This is a genomic window from Pseudomonas sp. 8BK, from assembly GCF_902506475.1.
GTDB classification, from domain to species: domain Bacteria; phylum Pseudomonadota; class Gammaproteobacteria; order Pseudomonadales; family Pseudomonadaceae; genus Aquipseudomonas; species Aquipseudomonas anguilliseptica.
Genome location: NZ_LR733252.1, coordinates 1519758 through 1534955 on the forward strand (window position 1 = coordinate 1519758; position 15198 = coordinate 1534955).

Below are 15198 nucleotides of genomic sequence, written 5' to 3' on the forward strand. Positions count from 1 at the left end.
TGCTTCCTGTAATAGTCAGGGTGATATGAACCGAAGCGCTGCGCAAGTGCAGTGTGTCGCCCTGACGAGGAAGCACTATGTTGACCCCTGCCCAAACCACTCTGATCAAAGCCACCGTACCCCTGCTGGAAAACGGTGGCGAGGCCCTGACCCGGCACTTCTACCAGATGATGCTCAGCGAGTACCCCGAGGTGCGCGCGCTGTTCAATCAGGCTCACCAGGCCAGCGGCGGGCAACAGCGTGCCCTGGCCAATGCGGTGCTGATGTATGCCCGGCATATCGACCGGCTGGAGGCGTTGGCGCCGCTAGTAGGACAGATCGTCAACAAGCATGTGTCGCTGCAGATCCTGCCCGAGCATTACCCGATTGTTGGCAGCTGCCTGCTGCGGGCGATTCGTGAAGTGCTGGGTGAGGAGATCGCCACCGATGCGGTGATCGATGCCTGGGCCGTGGCGTATGGGCAGTTGGCGGACATCCTGATCGGTGCCGAAGAGGCGGCTTACAGCGCCAACGCCAATGCCGAGGGTGGCTGGCGCGGCGCGCGCAGTTTCCGCCTGAGCCGCAAGGTGCAGGAAAGCGAAGAGATCGTTTCGCTGTACCTGGCACCGGCCGACGGCGGCGCGCTGGCGGCCTTCAAGCCCGGTCAGTACATCGGCCTGCGTCTGCTGCTGGACGGCGGCGAGCAGCGCCGCAACTACTCGCTGTCGGCCCTGGGCAATGGCCGCGAGTACCGCATCAGCGTCAAGCGCGAGGTGGGCGGCAAGGTCTCCAATTACCTCCATGACCAGTTGCAGGTCGGCGACAGCCTGGAGCTGTTCGCCCCAGCGGGGAATTTCGTGCTGCGCGAGTCCGCCAAGCCGCTGGTGCTGATCAGCGCAGGCGTCGGCATCACCCCGGCTCTGAGCATGCTGGAAGCCGCACGTGACAGTGGCCGTGAGATCCACTTTATCCACTGCGCGCGCCACGCCGGGGTGCATGCCTTCCGCGACTGGGTTGAGGCGCAGCGCGCCGAGCGTCCGCAGCTGCGCCATTACGTGTGCTACAGCGAGCCGCGTGTGGGCGATGAGGCCGATGCTGAAGGCCTGCTCAGTCTGGAGCAGCTGGATCAATGGTTGCCCGAGCAGCGTGATCTGGATGCCTACTTCCTCGGCCCCAAGCCGTTTATGGCGCAGGTCAAACGCCATCTGCACAGCCTCGGTGTGCCGGCGGCGCAGAGTCATTACGAGTTCTTTGGCCCAGCCAGCGCGCTGGATAGCTAAAACAGAGGCTTAGCAGCCTGGGAGGTGATTATGTTGGCTTATCTGGCGTGCCCCGCACGGGCACTGCAACTGGCGAATCGCATGCTGCTGGTCGGCGTGCTGCTGTTGCTCAGCGGCCTGCTGGGTGCCTATGGCCTGGAGGCGCAGTTGAGCATGGGCAGCCTGGTCACGGCGCATTCGTTGACCATCATCGGCCCTGGCCTGCTCAAGCTCGGTTATGTGCTGCGCCTGGCCGCGCAGCAGCATTTGCGCAAGCAACAGGAGTCTTGCTGTGCAGTTGCGTGATCGGCAGCAGGAACTGGCCATTGCGCCACTGTGGCGGCTGGGCTTTCGCCCGTTTTTTCTCGGTGGCGCGCTGTTTGCCGCGTTGGCGATTGGCCTGTGGGCGGCCGTGCTGCTTGGCTATCTGCCGGGTTGGCAGCCGGTGGGTGGGAGCCTGGCCTGGCACCGGCATGAGCTGCCGTTCGGTTTTGCCGTGGCGATCATCGCCGGCTTTTTGCTCACCGCCGTGCAGAACTGGACGGGCCGGTCGGGGCTGAGTGGCTGGCCGCTGGCGGGGTTATTCGCGCTCTGGTTACTGGCGCGGCTGGCCTGGCTGCTCGGTGCGCCATTGCCTGTGCTGCTGGCGCTGCAACTGCCCTTTCTACCGCTGCTGGTGTGGTTGCTTGGGCGACAGCTATGGGCGGTACGCCAGTGGCGCAATTACCCGCTGGTGGCTGTGCTGTTGCTGATGGCCGGCTGCGAGTGGCTGCTGCTGTATGGCCTGGCGCTGGGTGATGATGGTTTGCAGCGGCGCGGTGCTTTGGCCGGTTTATGGCTGATCGCGGCGCTGGTGAGCATCATCGGCGGGCGGGTGATTCCGTTATTTACCCAGCGCGGCCTCAACCAGATTGCGCCTGCGAGCCCAAGACCGCGGCTGGATCTGCTGGTGCTGCTGTTGTCGTTCAGCCTGGCGCTGCTGTTTGCCTGTGGCCTGGCCATGCAACCGTCGCTATGGATGTTGCCGCTGTTGCTGGCCCTGGCTGCGCTGCACGGTTTGCGCCTGTGGCACTGGTACAACGGCGGGATCTGGCGGGTGCCGCTGCTCTGGTCACTGCACCTGGCCTATGCCTGGCTACCGCTGGCGTTACTGACTCTGGCGGCCTGGCATATCGGTTGGCTGCACAACGTCAGCCTGGCTTACCACGCCCTGGCGTTGGGTGGGGTCGGCGGGGCGGTTCTGGCGATGCTCGCGCGGGTCAGCCTCGGTCATACCGGCCGGCCGTTGCAGCCGCCTGTAGCCATGGGGTGGGCGTTTGCCAGCCTGCAGTTGGCGGTTATCGCGCGGGTGCTGCTGGTGCTGTTTGCCCCGGCTGCAGGGCTGGGCCTGTCTAGCTTGCTGTGGATCACGGCCTTTGCCCTGTTTGTGCGTCATTACGCGGTTATGTTCTGCACCGCGCGGGTGGATGGGCAGCCGGGTTAACGTCATGTCGGTGGGAGGGGCTTTAGCCGCGCAGGGCTGGAAGGCGCGGAACGCATCGCGGCTAAAGCCCCTCCCACATGATCCGGCAGTGCGGCACATTTACCTTGGGTTTAGAGCACGCCCGCTTCGCGCAGTGCCGCGATCTGCTCGGCGTTTAGCCCCAGGTGGCAAGTGAGCACCTGCTCGGTGTGTTCGCCGAGCAGCGGTGGCGCGTTGCGGTATTGCACCGGGGTTTCGGAGAGACGCAGCGGGCTGGCCACTTGCGGGGTGGTGCTACCGAGGCTGTTGGGCAGGTCGAGGCGCAGGCCGCGCGCTTGTACTTGCGGGTCGGCAAATACCTGGGCCAGGTCGTTGATCGGCCCGCAGGGCACGCCGGCGGCCTCCAGCAGCGTCACCCATTCGGCAGTGGTTTTGAACACCGTGGCTTGGCGCAGCAGCGGGATCAGCTCGGCGCGATGCGCGACGCGGTCCTTGTTCGAAGAAAAACGCGGGTCGTCGGCCAAAGCCGTAAGGTCGGCAACCTCGCAAAGCTTGCGGAATTGCCCGTCGTTACCCACGGCAATGATGAAGTTGCCATCGGCCGAGGGGAAATCCTGGTAGGGCACGATATTCGGGTGGGCGTTGCCCAGGCGCTTGGGCGCGACCCCGGTGTTCAGATAATTCATCGCCTGGTTGGCCAGGCAGGCCACCTGCACGTCGAGCAGCGCGACGTCGATATGCTGGCCGAGGCCGGATTGTTCGCGCTGATTCAGTGCTGCCAGCACACCGACCGTGGCGTACAGGCCGGTGAGAATATCGGTGAGGGCGACGCCGACCTTTATCGGGCCGGCGCCCTCCTCTCCGTCGGGTTTACCGGTCAGACTCATCAGTCCTCCGAGGCCCTGGATCATAAAGTCATAGCCGGCGCGCTTGGCGTAGGGCCCGTTTTGCCCGAAGCCAGTGATGGAGCAGTAGATCAGCCGTGGGTTGATGGCTTTTAGCGTGGCGTAGTCGAGGCCATAGGCCGCCAGGCCGCCGACCTTGAAGTTCTCCAGCAGCACATCGCAGTTCTGCACCAACTCGCGCACCAGACGCTGGCCTTCGGGCTGGGTGAAATCCAGGGTCACCGACTGCTTGTTGCGGTTGGCACTCTGGAAGTAGGCCGCCTCGCGCGAGTCATTGCCCTCGGCGTCTTTCACATAGGGCGGGCCCCAGTGGCGGGTGTCGTCGCCGCTACCGGGGCGCTCCACCTTGATCACCTCGGCACCGAGGTCACCAAGGATCTGCCCGGCCCAGGGCCCGGCGAGTACGCGGGACAGGTCGAGAACGCGGATATGCGATAGGGCGCCGGGCATGGCAAAGATTCCTGCGTAGGGTGGATCGGGGCGCGCAGCTGGCGCTTTATCCATCCACCAGGCGATAGAGAAGGTGGATGAACAGAGCGTCATCCACCCTACGGATGGGCGTTAGAAAAACGCCTGCAGACCGGTCTGCGCGCGGCCAAGGATCAGCGCGTGGACGTCGTGGGTGCCTTCATAAGTGTTCACCACTTCCAGGTTGACCAGGTGACGGGCCACGCCGTATTCGTCACTGATGCCGTTGCCGCCGAGCATGTCGCGGGCCATACGGGCGATATCCAGGGACTTGCCGCAGCTGTTGCGTTTCATCATCGAGGTGATTTCCACCGCTGCGGTGCCTTCGTCCTTCATCCGGCCGAGGCGCAGGCAGCCTTGCAGGGCCATGGTGATCTCGGTCTGCATGTCGGCGAGTTTCTTCTGGATCAGCTGGGTTTGCGCCAGCGGGCGGCCGAACTGTTTGCGGTCGAGGGTGTACTGACGCGCGGTGTGCCAGCAGAACTCGGCCGCACCCAGCGCGCCCCAGCTGATGCCGTAGCGGGCGGAGTTGAGGCAGGTGAACGGGCCTTTCAGGCCGCGCACGTCGGGGAAGGCGTTTTCTTCCGGGCAGAACACGTTGTCCATGACGATTTCGCCGGTGATCGACGCGCGCAGGCCGACCTTGCCGTGAATCGCCGGGGTGCTCAGGCCCTGCCAGCCTTTTTCCAGCACAAAGCCGCGGATCTCGCCGGCATCGTCCTTGGCCCAGACCACGAATACATCGGCGATCGGGCTGTTGGTGATCCACATTTTTGCGCCGGTCAGGCGGTAGCCGCCGTCGACCTTCTTCGCGCGGGTGATCATCGAGCCTGGGTCGGAGCCGTGATCCGGCTCGGTGAGGCCGAAGCAGCCGATATATTCGCCGCTGGCCAGTTTGGGCAGGTATTTCTGCTTGGTCGCTTCGTTGCCGAATTCGAAGATTGGCACCATTACCAGCGACGACTGCACACTCATCATCGAGCGGTAGCCGGAGTCGATGCGCTCGACTTCCCGGGCAATCAGGCCGTAGCACACGTAGTTCAGGCCACTGCCGCCGTATTCGGCGGGGATGGTGGCGCCGAGCAGGCCGGTGTCGCCCATCTCACGGAAGATTTTCGGGTCGGTCTGCTCATGGCGGAAGGCTTCCAGCACGCGCGGGGCCAGCTTGTCGGCGGCAAACTGCTGGGCGCTATCGCGCACCATGCGCTCTTCCTCGGTCAGTTGCTGGTCGAGCAGCAGCGGGTCGATCCAGTTGAAGCTTGCCTTGGCCATCGCGAAAACCTCGAAATCTGACAGTGAGAGGGCGGGTATCTGCGCAGCCGCGCTGCGCTCGCCGGTGAGTGGATTGATCCTAGGCGGCTTGTGGCAGGCAGGCAAACGAGTATTGCGCACGCAGTTGTGCAATTTGCTCACTTCGAGATAGCTTTAATCGGTCTATTTAATAGCTCTAAGTGAGGGTGATGCACAGATGCGCCGCAAGATTCCCAGCACCGCCGCCCTGATTGCCTTCGAGTCCGCTGCTCGGCACCAGAGTTTTACCAAGGCGGCGCAGGAGTTGAGCCTGACCCAGGGTGCGGTGTGCCGGCAGATTGCCGCGCTGGAGGCCTTTCTTAATATCGAGCTGTTTCGCCGTTCACGCCGTGGCGTGGTGCTCACCGAGGCCGGGCAGTCCTACGCGCGACGCGTGGCCGGTCAGCTCGACGCAGTGGAGCGTGACACCCTGGCGGTGATGGGCCAGCAAGGTGCGATGAACATCGAGCTGGCGGTGGTGCCGACCTTCGGTACGCAGTGGCTGCTGCCGCGCTTGAAGGATTTTCAGCGCCTGCATCCCGAGATCACGGTCAACCTGACCAACCGTACGCGGCCCTTCCTGTTTGCCGATACCGAGTTCGACGCAGCGGTGTACTTCGGCGATGGCGACTGGTCCGGCACCCAGGCGCATCTGCTGATGGGCGAAAACCCGATGCCGGTGTGCAGCCCGGCCTTGCTGGCTGATCGGGCTGCGCTGAGTGCCGAGCAGATTGCCAGCCTGCCGCTGTTGCAGCAGACCACGCGGCCTTATGCCTGGCGTCAGTGGTTCAACGCCCAGGGCCTGAATACTGCGCGGGATATGGCCGGGCCGCGTTATGAGCTGTTCTCCATGCTGGCCCAGGCAGCCATGCATGAGATGGGTGTGGCGCTGATTCCGCCGTTTCTGATTCGTCGTGAGCTGGATGAAGGTCGCTTGGTGATTGCCTCGCCGCTCAGTCTGCCGACTGACAAGGCGTATTACCTGATGATCCCCGAGCGCAAGCTGGAATCGGCGGCGCTGTTGCTGCTGCGCGACTGGTTGGTACGTGAGGCCCATGCCTATGCCCTGGCCCATGGCTTGAAATAGACAACGGCTTGTCAGGTTGTTGGCGGAAAAGGCCGTCAAAGCTTCGGCGGCAATTTGTCGGAAAAACCTTTACCTCGCGAGACAGGCCGCCTAGAGTGCGCGCCGGAGTTATGTTGACCCCGTAGTCAGCTATCTGGGTGGCTACACCTGCTCTGCATTTGATGGGCGCTGCGTGTTGCATTTTTTGCACACAATCGTCGCTGCAGCCCAATGAAACAGCGGTTTATCTCGTAAAAGCTGGCGGCGCCGTTGATCTGATGGCGCTGTATTTGTCTCAGGAATGCACAAGCAGCATTTTGCTGCGGCGAATGCGCCACAGGCCTTGCTCCAAAAGGGCTGGCAGGAATTAGCTGCCTGTAAGGTCATGCAGTGACTTGTAGTTATCACAAGGTTTTACTTCATAACGCCTTGAAGGCTATGGCTATCGCCTGCAAAATGCCGCGCCCCGCAATCGTGCAACTGCAGCCTGAGCGGGTTTGTGCTGATCCTCCCCAATGCCCGCGTGCCACCCGCAGTGCGCCGGTTCACCAAAAAGATCACGCAGGAGAATTGAAGTGCACATCGGTGTTCCTCTCGAAACCCATGCTGGTGAGACGCGCGTTGCCGCAACTCCCGAAACCATCAAGAAGCTGATCGGCCAAGGCCATCAGGTGACTGTTCAGACCGGTGCTGGCGTTAGCGCGAGCATTCCGGACAGCGCCTATGAAGCGGTTGGCGCGGCTATCGGCAGCGATGCTGCTGCTTTTGCTGCCGATCTGGTGCTGAAAGTGGTTGCCCCAACCGATGCTGAGCTGGCCCATATGAAAGCCGGTGCCGTATTGGTGGGCATGCTCAATCCGTTCAGCAACGAGACCATCGCGCGCATCAATGCTCGCGGCGTGACCGCCTTCGCTCTGGAAGCTGCCCCGCGCACCTCCCGTGCGCAGAGCCTGGACGTGCTCAGCTCGCAGGCCAACATCGCCGGCTACAAGGCCGTGCTGCTGGCCGCGCACCACTACCCGCGCTTTATGCCGATGCTGATGACCGCTGCCGGTACCGTGAAGGCCGCGCGTATTCTGATTCTCGGCGCGGGTGTAGCTGGCCTGCAGGCCATCGCCACGGCCAAGCGCCTGGGTGCGGTGATCGAGGCTTCGGACGTGCGTCCGGCGGTGAAAGAGCAGATTGAGTCGCTCGGCGCCAAGTTCGTCGATGTGCCATTCGAGACCGATGAAGAGCGCGAATGCGCCCAAGGCGTGGGCGGCTATGCCCGTCCGATGCCGGCGTCGTGGATGGAGCGTCAGGCCAAGGCGGTGCATGAGCGCGCCAAGCAGGCTGATATCGTCATCACCACTGCACTGATTCCAGGCCGCAAGGCGCCGACCCTGCTGCATGCCGCCACCGTGGCGGAAATGAAACCAGGCTCGGTGATCATCGACCTGGCTGCAGCGCAAGGCGGCAACTGCCCGCTGACCGTCGCTGAACAGGTGGTGGTTGAGCATGGCGTGACCATCGTCGGCCACAGCAACCTGGCGGCCCTGGTGCCGGCTGATGCTTCGGCGCTGTACGCACGCAATCTGCTGGACTTCCTCAAGCTGGTTATCGACGGCGAAGGCAAGTTCCACCTCAACCTTGAAGACGACATCGTCGCCGCGTGCCTGATGTGCCGTGACGGCAACGTCGTGCGCACTAACGGCTAAGGGGAGCACCGCTCATGGATATGATTTCTGACGGCATCTACAACCTGATCATCTTCGTGCTGGCCATCTACGTGGGCTACCACGTGGTGTGGAACGTGACACCGGCCCTGCACACCCCGTTGATGGCAGTGACCAACGCGATTTCCGCCATCGTCATCGTCGGCGCCATGTTGGCGGCCGCGCTGACCGTGACCCCGCTGGGCAAGACCATGGGCACCCTGGCGGTGGCTCTGGCTGCGGTTAACGTGTTCGGTGGCTTCCTGGTAACCCGGCGCATGCTGGAAATGTTCAAGAAGAAAGCGCCGAAAGCCGCTGCAGTGGAGAAGCATTGATGAGCATGAATCTGATCACTGTTCTCTACCTCGTCGCCTCGATCTGCTTTATCCAGGCGCTCAAAGGTCTGTCGCACCCAACCACGTCGCGTCGCGGCAACCTGTTCGGCATGATCGGTATGGGCATTGCCGTGCTCACCACCGTTGGCCTGATCTACAAGCTCGGTGCGGAAATCGCCACCCAAGGCATTGGCTATGTCATCGTCGGTCTGCTGGTCGGCGGTACCGCTGGCTCGATCATGGCCAAGCGCGTGGAAATGACCAAGATGCCGGAACTGGTCGCCTTCATGCACAGCATGATCGGCCTGGCCGCGGTATTCATTGCCATTGCTGCAGTGGTTGAGCCGCAGTCGCTGGGTATCGTTGCTGCTCTGGGTGATGCAATCCCCGCGGGTAACCGTCTGGAGCTGTTCCTCGGTGCGGCCATCGGTGCCATCACCTTCTCCGGTTCGGTGATCGCCTTCGGCAAGCTCTCGGGCAAGTACAAGTTCCGCCTGTTCCAGGGTGCACCGGTACAGTTCAAGGGCCAACACTGGGTCAACCTGGCCATCGGCCTGGCGATTCTCGGTCTGGGCCTGGTGTACACCTTCACCGGTGATATCACCGCCTTCGCCATCCTGCTGGCGCTGGCCTTCGTCATCGGCGTGCTGATCATCATCCCGATCGGCGGCGCGGACATGCCGGTTGTAGTGTCGATGCTCAACAGCTACTCGGGTTGGGCAGCGGCCGGTATCGGCTTCTCGCTGAACAACTCGATGCTGATCATCGCCGGTTCGCTGGTGGGCTCGAGCGGCGCGATCCTCTCGTACATCATGTGCAAGGCGATGAACCGTTCGTTCTTCAACGTGATCCTCGGTGGTTTCGGTGGCGCGGCTGAAGAAGCGGGTCCTGCCGGTGCCAAGGAAGCTCGTCCGGTCAAGTCTGGCTCGAGCGACGATGCGGCCTTCCTGCTGACCAACGCCGACACCGTGATCATTGTTCCGGGCTACGGCCTGGCGGTGGCCCGTGCTCAGCACGCACTGATGGAGCTGGCGGAAAAGCTGACCCACCGTGGCGTGACTGTTAAGTACGCGATCCACCCGGTTGCCGGTCGTATGCCTGGCCATATGAACGTACTGCTGGCCGAGGCCGAAGTGCCTTACGAGCAGGTGTTCGAGATGGACGACATCAACTCCGAGTTCGGCCAGGCCGACGTGGTGCTGGTGCTGGGCGCCAACGACGTGGTCAACCCGGCCGCGAAGAACGATCCGAAGTCGCCGATCGCCGGCATGCCGATCCTCGAGGCTTACAAAGCCAAGACCGTGATCGTCAACAAGCGCTCGATGGCCAGCGGCTACGCCGGCCTGGACAACGAACTGTTCTACCTGGACAAGACCATGATGGTCTTCGGCGACGCCAAGAAGGTCATCGAAGATATGGTTAAAGCGGTCGACTAAACCTCACCGCTGCGTTGTAGAAAAAGCCTGGCTTGCTAGCCGGGCTTTTTTCTGTCTGCTCGATCAGAAAAGTGTTTTTTCCAGAGGAAAATCTGAAAAACAGGTCAGCTGTCACATAAGTGCAATTTGCAACTGTACCTATATAGATTCACTGAGTTTTGGCTATATAAGTAGTGCTTTTATCTGTTTTGGTATGGTTTTTAGGCTAAAGCACTTATGGCCGGTACAGTTGAATGCAAAACAGGCTAAACAGTTACAAAGCAAACTATCTATTTGTGCTGCAATTTCATTCAGCTGTGGCTACAGCGAAGTGGGGGCAACGGCAATAATTCTCCCATCGCAACACACCACTGACCCGCCACAAGCGGAAGGATGACCACCATGGAACGTACCCTCAGTTCCGACCTGTTTTTCGATCACAGCCAATCCACCGGCTCCAGCGCTCTGCCGCTGCGCATGCTGGCTTCTGTTCTGCTATGGCAGCGCCGCGTTGTTAGCCGCCGCCAGCTTGCTCGCCTGGACGCCCGCCTGCTTGCAGATGCCGGTATCAGCGAAGCACAGCGTCACGCTGAACTGAGCAAGCCTTTCTGGCGTTAACTGCTGCCAGGCACCAATTTCTGCTCCTCCCTTTATGGGATTTTTGAAAGCTCCAGCGCCCTGCGTGCTGGGGTTTTCTTTTTATGTGCTGTGGAAAGTGCTGAAGCAGTTGCCTGGCTGCAACAGTCTGCAGTGCTGTTGAACGGTACAGTTCTTGTAAAAAGCTTACTGCGCCATAACAATTTTCAGGTGCTGTCTCTGACCCTGCCCTCCGCTTCCGCGCACCATAGGTTGCCCTCTTTCGTCTCTGACAAGGAATTGCTCCATGGAACGCACGCTCAAGCATCAACCCTCGCAAAACACTCAGGTGGATCACCCAATCTGGTTGCGCGCCTATGCCGCGCTCTGTAGCTGGCAGCGCAATTTGCATACTCGCAGGCAACTGGCACGCCTCGATAGCCGTCAGCTGGCCGACGCAGGCATCACCGAGGCGCAGCGTCAGGCCGAGTTGGCAAAGCCGTTCTGGCGCTAAGCAGCTGGGCAACCAACCCGTACAACCGGGGTCTACACTGAACCCAGCCTGTCTGTCAGGCCATTTACAGGAGTGTGGATATGAATGTGATAAAGACCTTGAGCCTCGCTGCACTACTGGCGCTGGCAGGCACGGCAAGCGCCACCAGTTTTGTGGTTACCACCGATGCAGTGGTCGGGGCCGTCGGGGCAACTTCGGAAGCGAGCTCTGATGTGTCCTCGTCCTTTACCGATGACAAGATTGTGTTGGCCGCGCGCGATGACGCCGCCGCGTTTGTTGCCAGTCAGGGTGACATCCGTGGGGTGCGTCTGGAGGCCGCTCTGCAGCATATCCGTCAGCAGGTGCCGACGCTGCAAGGTGACGATATGCAGTTGGCGACGGCAATCCTCAGCCTTTGAGCGCACACCGCCAGCGCTTAGCCAGAAGCGCTGGCGGAACTGTGTGGCACACTGCCCGTCTAAGCCGGTCCAACCGACATAATGGCTGAACTTTGGAGATGCAATGCGCCCTATCTTGCTCAGCACCCTGGTCGCGGCTGTACTGCTCAGTGCCACCGCACAGGCGCAAACCCTGGTGGCGACCAGCAATATTATTGTGCGCGCGCTGGATCGCACCCTGGATTTCACTTCGGATACCACAACCTCTATCCGTGATTCGAAGGTCGTGCTGGCGGCGCGTGATGATGCAGCCAGCTTTGTCGCCAGCCAAGGGCAGATCCGTGGCGCCCAGCTGGAAGCGGCCATCGGCACCATTCGTAGCCAAGTGCCTGAGGCGCGAGGCGCCTCCGACCTGGTACTGGCCGAAGCCATTTTGGCGCTGTGAGTTGGCCGCGTACCTGGCTGCTCGGGTTTGCGCTACTGGCCAGCACCTGCAGCCAGGCCGAGTTGCGCTTGCAGCTCACGGACGCCGAACTCAGCTCTGCTGAGCGCCAGGCTAGCCAGCAACTGCTGCAAGATGCCTTGGCCGCGTTGCCGCCACGCCTCAAACAGCAACTCGATCGCCATGTCAGCGTGCGCTGGCGCAATCTGCCTGCGCAGGTGTATGGCCGCGCTGGGCGGTTTAGCGGCATCGAACTGAATGCCGCGTTGCTGCCTGGGTTAAGCGACGGCAGTAGCGCCACCACCCTGACCAATCGACCCCATGGCAGCGTGCGCCGAGAGTTGCTGGCGACCGTGCTGCATGAAATCACTCATCTATATGACCGCGCCCTGCTCTGGCCGCAGGCAGAGCGGCAGTTGCAACGCCAGTGTCGGCGGCGCGAGCAGACTTTGGGGGCTGTTGGCCTACCGGATCACTGCCGCGGGCAAACGGCGCGGCGCTTCACCCTGAGCGATGATCCGCTACTGCTCGACCTGGCCGGTTGGCCACAGCAGGTCGGCCGGCGTGGTGCGCGCGAGCCGGACAATCATCAGGTCGCGCGCAGTCCGGATAGCTACGAGCTGAGCAACCCGCGCGAGTTTCTCGCGGTCAACATGGAGTATTTCCTCCTCGACCCCAGCTACGCCTGTCGCCGTCCCTCTCTGGCGCGCTACCTGAGCGCGCACTTCGCCTGGACGCCGGCAAATCAGCAGCCCTGTGCCGAAGGTCTGGCCTACCTGAATGCCGGGCGCGACTTCGCGCGCCAGCCGCTGGGCAGCATCGACCCGCAGCGGGTCTATCAGGTGGATTACCTGCTGGCCGAAGCCAACGACGCGCTGGCCAGCCGCTGGGGCCACAGCATGCTGCGTCTGGTCATCTGTGCGCCTGGGCGGCCGCTGGGGCCGGATTGCCGGCTGGATTTGCAGGAGCATCTGGTGTTGTCCTACCGCGCCTTTGTCGGCGATGTGCAGCTGTCCAGCTGGGATGGTCTGACCGGTGTGTATCAGTCGCGGCTGTTCGTCCTGCCGCTGGAGCAGGTGATCGAGGAATACACCAAGGTCGAGCTGCGCAGCCTGGCCTCGGTGCCGCTCAAGTTGGACCGCACCCAGCTGGAGCAACTGGTTACCCGCGCCGCCGAGCAGCACTGGAGCTACGACGGCAACTACTGGTTTATCTCCAACAACTGCGCCGTGGAAACCCTCAAGTTGTTGCGCAGCGGCAGCCAGCACCCGCGCCTGCATGCGCTCGACAGCATCATGCCCAACGGCCTGCTCGACACCCTGGTGGCGCGCGATCTGGCCGACCGCAGCGTACTGGCTGACGCTGCCGAGGCGTTGCGACTGGGCTATCGCTTCGACTCGTTCCGTGACCGTTACCAGGCCATGTTCAGTGTGCTGCAGGCGCAGCTGCCGATTGAGCAGACGCAAGTCGAGGACTGGCTGGCCCAGCCAGCCGAAAAGCGCCAACCCTGGTTCGCCCGGGCCGATCTGCGTACCAGCGCAGCCCTGCTGCTGCTCGAACAGGCGGCACTGCGCCGACAACTGTTACTGGCTCAGGATGAGCTTAAGCGCCGCTACCTCAGCGGCCGAGATGGCGTTGACCCCACATTGAACAAGGCCGGTGGCGCGTTGCAGCAGATCCTCGCCAATAGCGGTTTTCTCAGTCGCCCGGCGGAGTTGCTTGAAGGCGGCTACGGCCTGCCGCAGCGCGCCGAATGGCAACGACTGGAAACCGAGAGCCAGGCGCGGCAGCAGCAATTGCGTCAGCTCAGCGACAACCTCGACCAGGAAGTGCGCACCCTGCTGGAGCCGGCTCGTTTGGCCGAGCTACAAGCCACTGAAACCAACCTGACACAACTGGGCAAGCATCTGCGCGCCCTGCACAAAGCCGGCGGCGGCCTGCAGTTGCCCTAGTCCATGAGTTCCTGATCTTCTTCGGGCAACTGCGGGTCGAGGTGCAGCCAGGGCAGACGGCTTTGCACCCAGATATGCCGATCCGCCGGGGCCTGCGCCGGTGCGTCCAGCGTTGCGACGGTCACATCCAGGGTTTCCGGACTGAGTTGGGTGAACAACGCCAGATGTGCGCCGCATTGCCCACAGAAATAGCGCGTGCAGCTGGAAGATGAGGCGTACTCGCGCGGCATGCCGGCCAGCCAGTGAAAGCTCGCCAGCGGCACGGTGATCCAGGTGGTGACGATGCCACCCGTGCTGCGTCGGCAGATGCTGCAATGACAGTGGGCGATGTCCTGCAGTGGCGCCGCGAACTGATAGCGCATGGCCCCGCAGTGGCAACCGCCTTGATGGAAAGCAGACATAGGGCGTTCTCGTCGTGACGGTCAGATAAACCAGCCTAATCCCGACGTCGATCTTGCGTCACCCCCTGCGCCTGCTCAAGATGGCGGCTTGCCTGTGGCTGGAGGTTGCCGTGCTGGAGCTGTTGTTGGCCTTGTGGCCGCTGTTTGCCTTGATCGTCGCCGGGTATTACCTGCGCCGCTGGACGTTCCCCAATGAGGCGTTCTGGCCGGGTGCCGAGCGGCTGAACTATTTCATGCTGTTCCCGGCGCTGCTGTTCAGCAGCCTGGCAACCGCGCCGCTGGATAATCCGGCGTTACCGCGCCTGGGTTTGGCCGTGCTGCTGGCGCTGGGTATCGCCTGGCTGGCACTGTTGCTGGTGCGACGCGTACGGGGCTGGCCAGCGGGGCGTTTTGGCGCGTTCAGCCAAGGCATTCTGCGGTTCAACACCTACCTCGGCCTGGCGGCGGTGGGCAGCCTGTTCGGCCAGGAAGGCCTGACTTTGGCGGCCATCATGCTCGCCCTGATGGTGCCGACGGTGAATGTGCTGTCAGTCTGGTCGCTGACCGCCGAGCGTGGCGTCAGTGCGCGCAGCCTGTTGCTGCCGATCCTGAAGAATCCGTTGATCCTTGCCTGCCTGGGCGGTGCGCTGGTCAACCTCAGTGGCCTTGGCCTGCCGGGCGGCAGTGACCGGCTGCTCAGTCTGCTGGCTGCGGCCAGCCTGCCGCTGGGTCTGCTTTGCGTTGGCGCGGCGCTGAAACCTGAACAGTTGGGCGGCGAGATTCCGGCCCTGGGGTGGAACAGCCTGCTGCGCCTGCTGGGCATGCCGATGCTGGCCTGGGCGGTGGCCTATGGTCTGCAGTTGCCGGCGATGGAAAGCACCGTGTTGGTGCTGTTCTTTGCTTTGCCAACCGCGCCAACGGCCTATGTATTGACCCGGCAGCTGGGCGGTGACAGCCAACTGATGGCCGGCATCATCACCTTGCAGACCTTGCTGGCGGCGGCCAGTTTGCCGCTGTTGTTGCTACTGGTGGCGGGCTGATTCATATCCCGGGGCGGGGCGGGGCGGGGCAGGCGGACGGCTGG

At 62.5% G+C, this 15198-nt stretch carries 16 protein-coding genes; 13 read left to right on the top strand and 3 right to left on the bottom strand.

The features are described from left to right. The first annotated feature begins 77 nt into the window (after positions 1 to 77). The 3 genes from hmpA to ACIN8IBEIGE_RS06925 are packed head-to-tail and all read left to right on the top strand — an operon-like array spanning position 78 to position 2721. Complete coding sequence (gene hmpA / locus ACIN8IBEIGE_RS06915; protein ID WP_160014005.1) at positions 78 to 1259, top strand: NO-inducible flavohemoprotein; 1182 nt, start codon at positions 78 to 80, stop codon at positions 1257 to 1259. A gap of 30 nt (positions 1260 to 1289) precedes the next feature. Next, entirely contained in the window at positions 1290 to 1544 is a 255-nt protein-coding gene (locus ACIN8IBEIGE_RS06920; RefSeq protein ID WP_160014006.1) for a transmembrane sensor/regulator PpyR, read from the top strand. Beyond that, the gene (locus ACIN8IBEIGE_RS06925; RefSeq protein ID WP_160014007.1) at positions 1531 to 2721 is read left to right on the top strand and encodes an NnrS family protein; all 1191 of its coding nucleotides are present in this window, start codon (positions 1531 to 1533) and stop codon (positions 2719 to 2721) included. The genes ACIN8IBEIGE_RS06920 and ACIN8IBEIGE_RS06925 overlap by 14 nt, the downstream gene beginning before the upstream one ends. Positions 2722 to 2831: 110 nt before the next feature. On the opposite strand, the gene ACIN8IBEIGE_RS06930 is transcribed toward ACIN8IBEIGE_RS06925, so the two are convergent. Both ACIN8IBEIGE_RS06930 and ACIN8IBEIGE_RS06935 read right to left on the bottom strand, forming a co-directional pair. Further along, positions 2832 to 4055: a CaiB/BaiF CoA-transferase family protein gene (locus tag ACIN8IBEIGE_RS06930; protein ID WP_160014008.1), complete on the bottom strand. Its 1224-nt coding sequence runs from the start codon at positions 4053 to 4055 to the stop codon at positions 2832 to 2834. 111 nt (positions 4056 to 4166) lie between these two features. Continuing rightward, positions 4167 to 5345 carry an acyl-CoA dehydrogenase gene (locus ACIN8IBEIGE_RS06935; RefSeq protein ID WP_160014009.1) on the bottom strand — a complete coding sequence of 393 codons (1179 nt, stop codon included), beginning with the start codon at positions 5343 to 5345 and terminating at the stop codon, positions 4167 to 4169. Positions 5346 to 5541: 196 nt separating this feature from the next. Between ACIN8IBEIGE_RS06935 and ACIN8IBEIGE_RS06940 the strand changes: the two genes are divergently transcribed. From ACIN8IBEIGE_RS06940 to ACIN8IBEIGE_RS06980, 9 genes are all read left to right on the top strand, one after another. Continuing rightward, entirely contained in the window at positions 5542 to 6450 is a 909-nt protein-coding gene (locus ACIN8IBEIGE_RS06940) for a LysR family transcriptional regulator (RefSeq protein ID WP_160014010.1), read from the top strand. Between the two features lie 554 nt (positions 6451 to 7004). Further along, positions 7005 to 8126 carry a Re/Si-specific NAD(P)(+) transhydrogenase subunit alpha gene (locus ACIN8IBEIGE_RS06945; protein ID WP_160014011.1) on the top strand — a complete coding sequence of 374 codons (1122 nt, stop codon included), beginning with the start codon at positions 7005 to 7007 and terminating at the stop codon, positions 8124 to 8126. Between the two features lie 14 nt (positions 8127 to 8140). Next, entirely contained in the window at positions 8141 to 8458 is a 318-nt protein-coding gene (locus ACIN8IBEIGE_RS06950) for an NAD(P) transhydrogenase subunit alpha (RefSeq protein ID WP_090378897.1), read from the top strand. Then, positions 8458 to 9894, top strand: coding sequence for an NAD(P)(+) transhydrogenase (Re/Si-specific) subunit beta (locus ACIN8IBEIGE_RS06955; protein ID WP_160014012.1), 1437 nt, complete (start codon positions 8458 to 8460; stop codon positions 9892 to 9894). Before ACIN8IBEIGE_RS06950 ends, ACIN8IBEIGE_RS06955 begins: the two co-directional genes overlap by 1 nt. A gap of 381 nt (positions 9895 to 10275) precedes the next feature. Beyond that, positions 10276 to 10491, top strand: a complete 216-nt coding sequence (locus tag ACIN8IBEIGE_RS06960; RefSeq protein WP_090378900.1) for a DUF1127 domain-containing protein — start codon at positions 10276 to 10278, stop codon at positions 10489 to 10491. 265 nt (positions 10492 to 10756) lie between these two features. Next, positions 10757 to 10963: a DUF1127 domain-containing protein gene (locus tag ACIN8IBEIGE_RS06965; RefSeq protein WP_160014013.1), complete on the top strand. Its 207-nt coding sequence runs from the start codon at positions 10757 to 10759 to the stop codon at positions 10961 to 10963. Between the two features lie 80 nt (positions 10964 to 11043). After that, positions 11044 to 11361 (top strand): DUF2388 domain-containing protein, encoded by a 318-nt coding sequence (locus ACIN8IBEIGE_RS06970; RefSeq protein WP_160014014.1) that lies wholly within the window; start codon positions 11044 to 11046, stop codon positions 11359 to 11361. A gap of 103 nt (positions 11362 to 11464) precedes the next feature. Continuing rightward, positions 11465 to 11785 (top strand): DUF2388 domain-containing protein, encoded by a 321-nt coding sequence (locus ACIN8IBEIGE_RS06975; RefSeq protein WP_090378908.1) that lies wholly within the window; start codon positions 11465 to 11467, stop codon positions 11783 to 11785. Next, positions 11782 to 13734, top strand: coding sequence for a DUF4105 domain-containing protein (locus ACIN8IBEIGE_RS06980; RefSeq protein ID WP_160014015.1), 1953 nt, complete (start codon positions 11782 to 11784; stop codon positions 13732 to 13734). Before ACIN8IBEIGE_RS06975 ends, ACIN8IBEIGE_RS06980 begins: the two co-directional genes overlap by 4 nt. Here the strand turns inward: ACIN8IBEIGE_RS06980 and ACIN8IBEIGE_RS06985 are convergent. Continuing rightward, positions 13731 to 14135 (bottom strand): GFA family protein, encoded by a 405-nt coding sequence (locus tag ACIN8IBEIGE_RS06985; protein ID WP_160014016.1) that lies wholly within the window; start codon positions 14133 to 14135, stop codon positions 13731 to 13733. The genes ACIN8IBEIGE_RS06980 and ACIN8IBEIGE_RS06985 overlap by 4 nt on opposite strands. Positions 14136 to 14215: 80 nt before the next feature. Here ACIN8IBEIGE_RS06985 and ACIN8IBEIGE_RS06990 point away from each other — a divergent pair, with 80 nt between their 5' ends. After that, positions 14216 to 15154, top strand: a complete 939-nt coding sequence (locus tag ACIN8IBEIGE_RS06990) for an AEC family transporter (RefSeq protein WP_178124387.1) — start codon at positions 14216 to 14218, stop codon at positions 15152 to 15154. Positions 15155 to 15198: the final 44 nt, after the last annotated feature.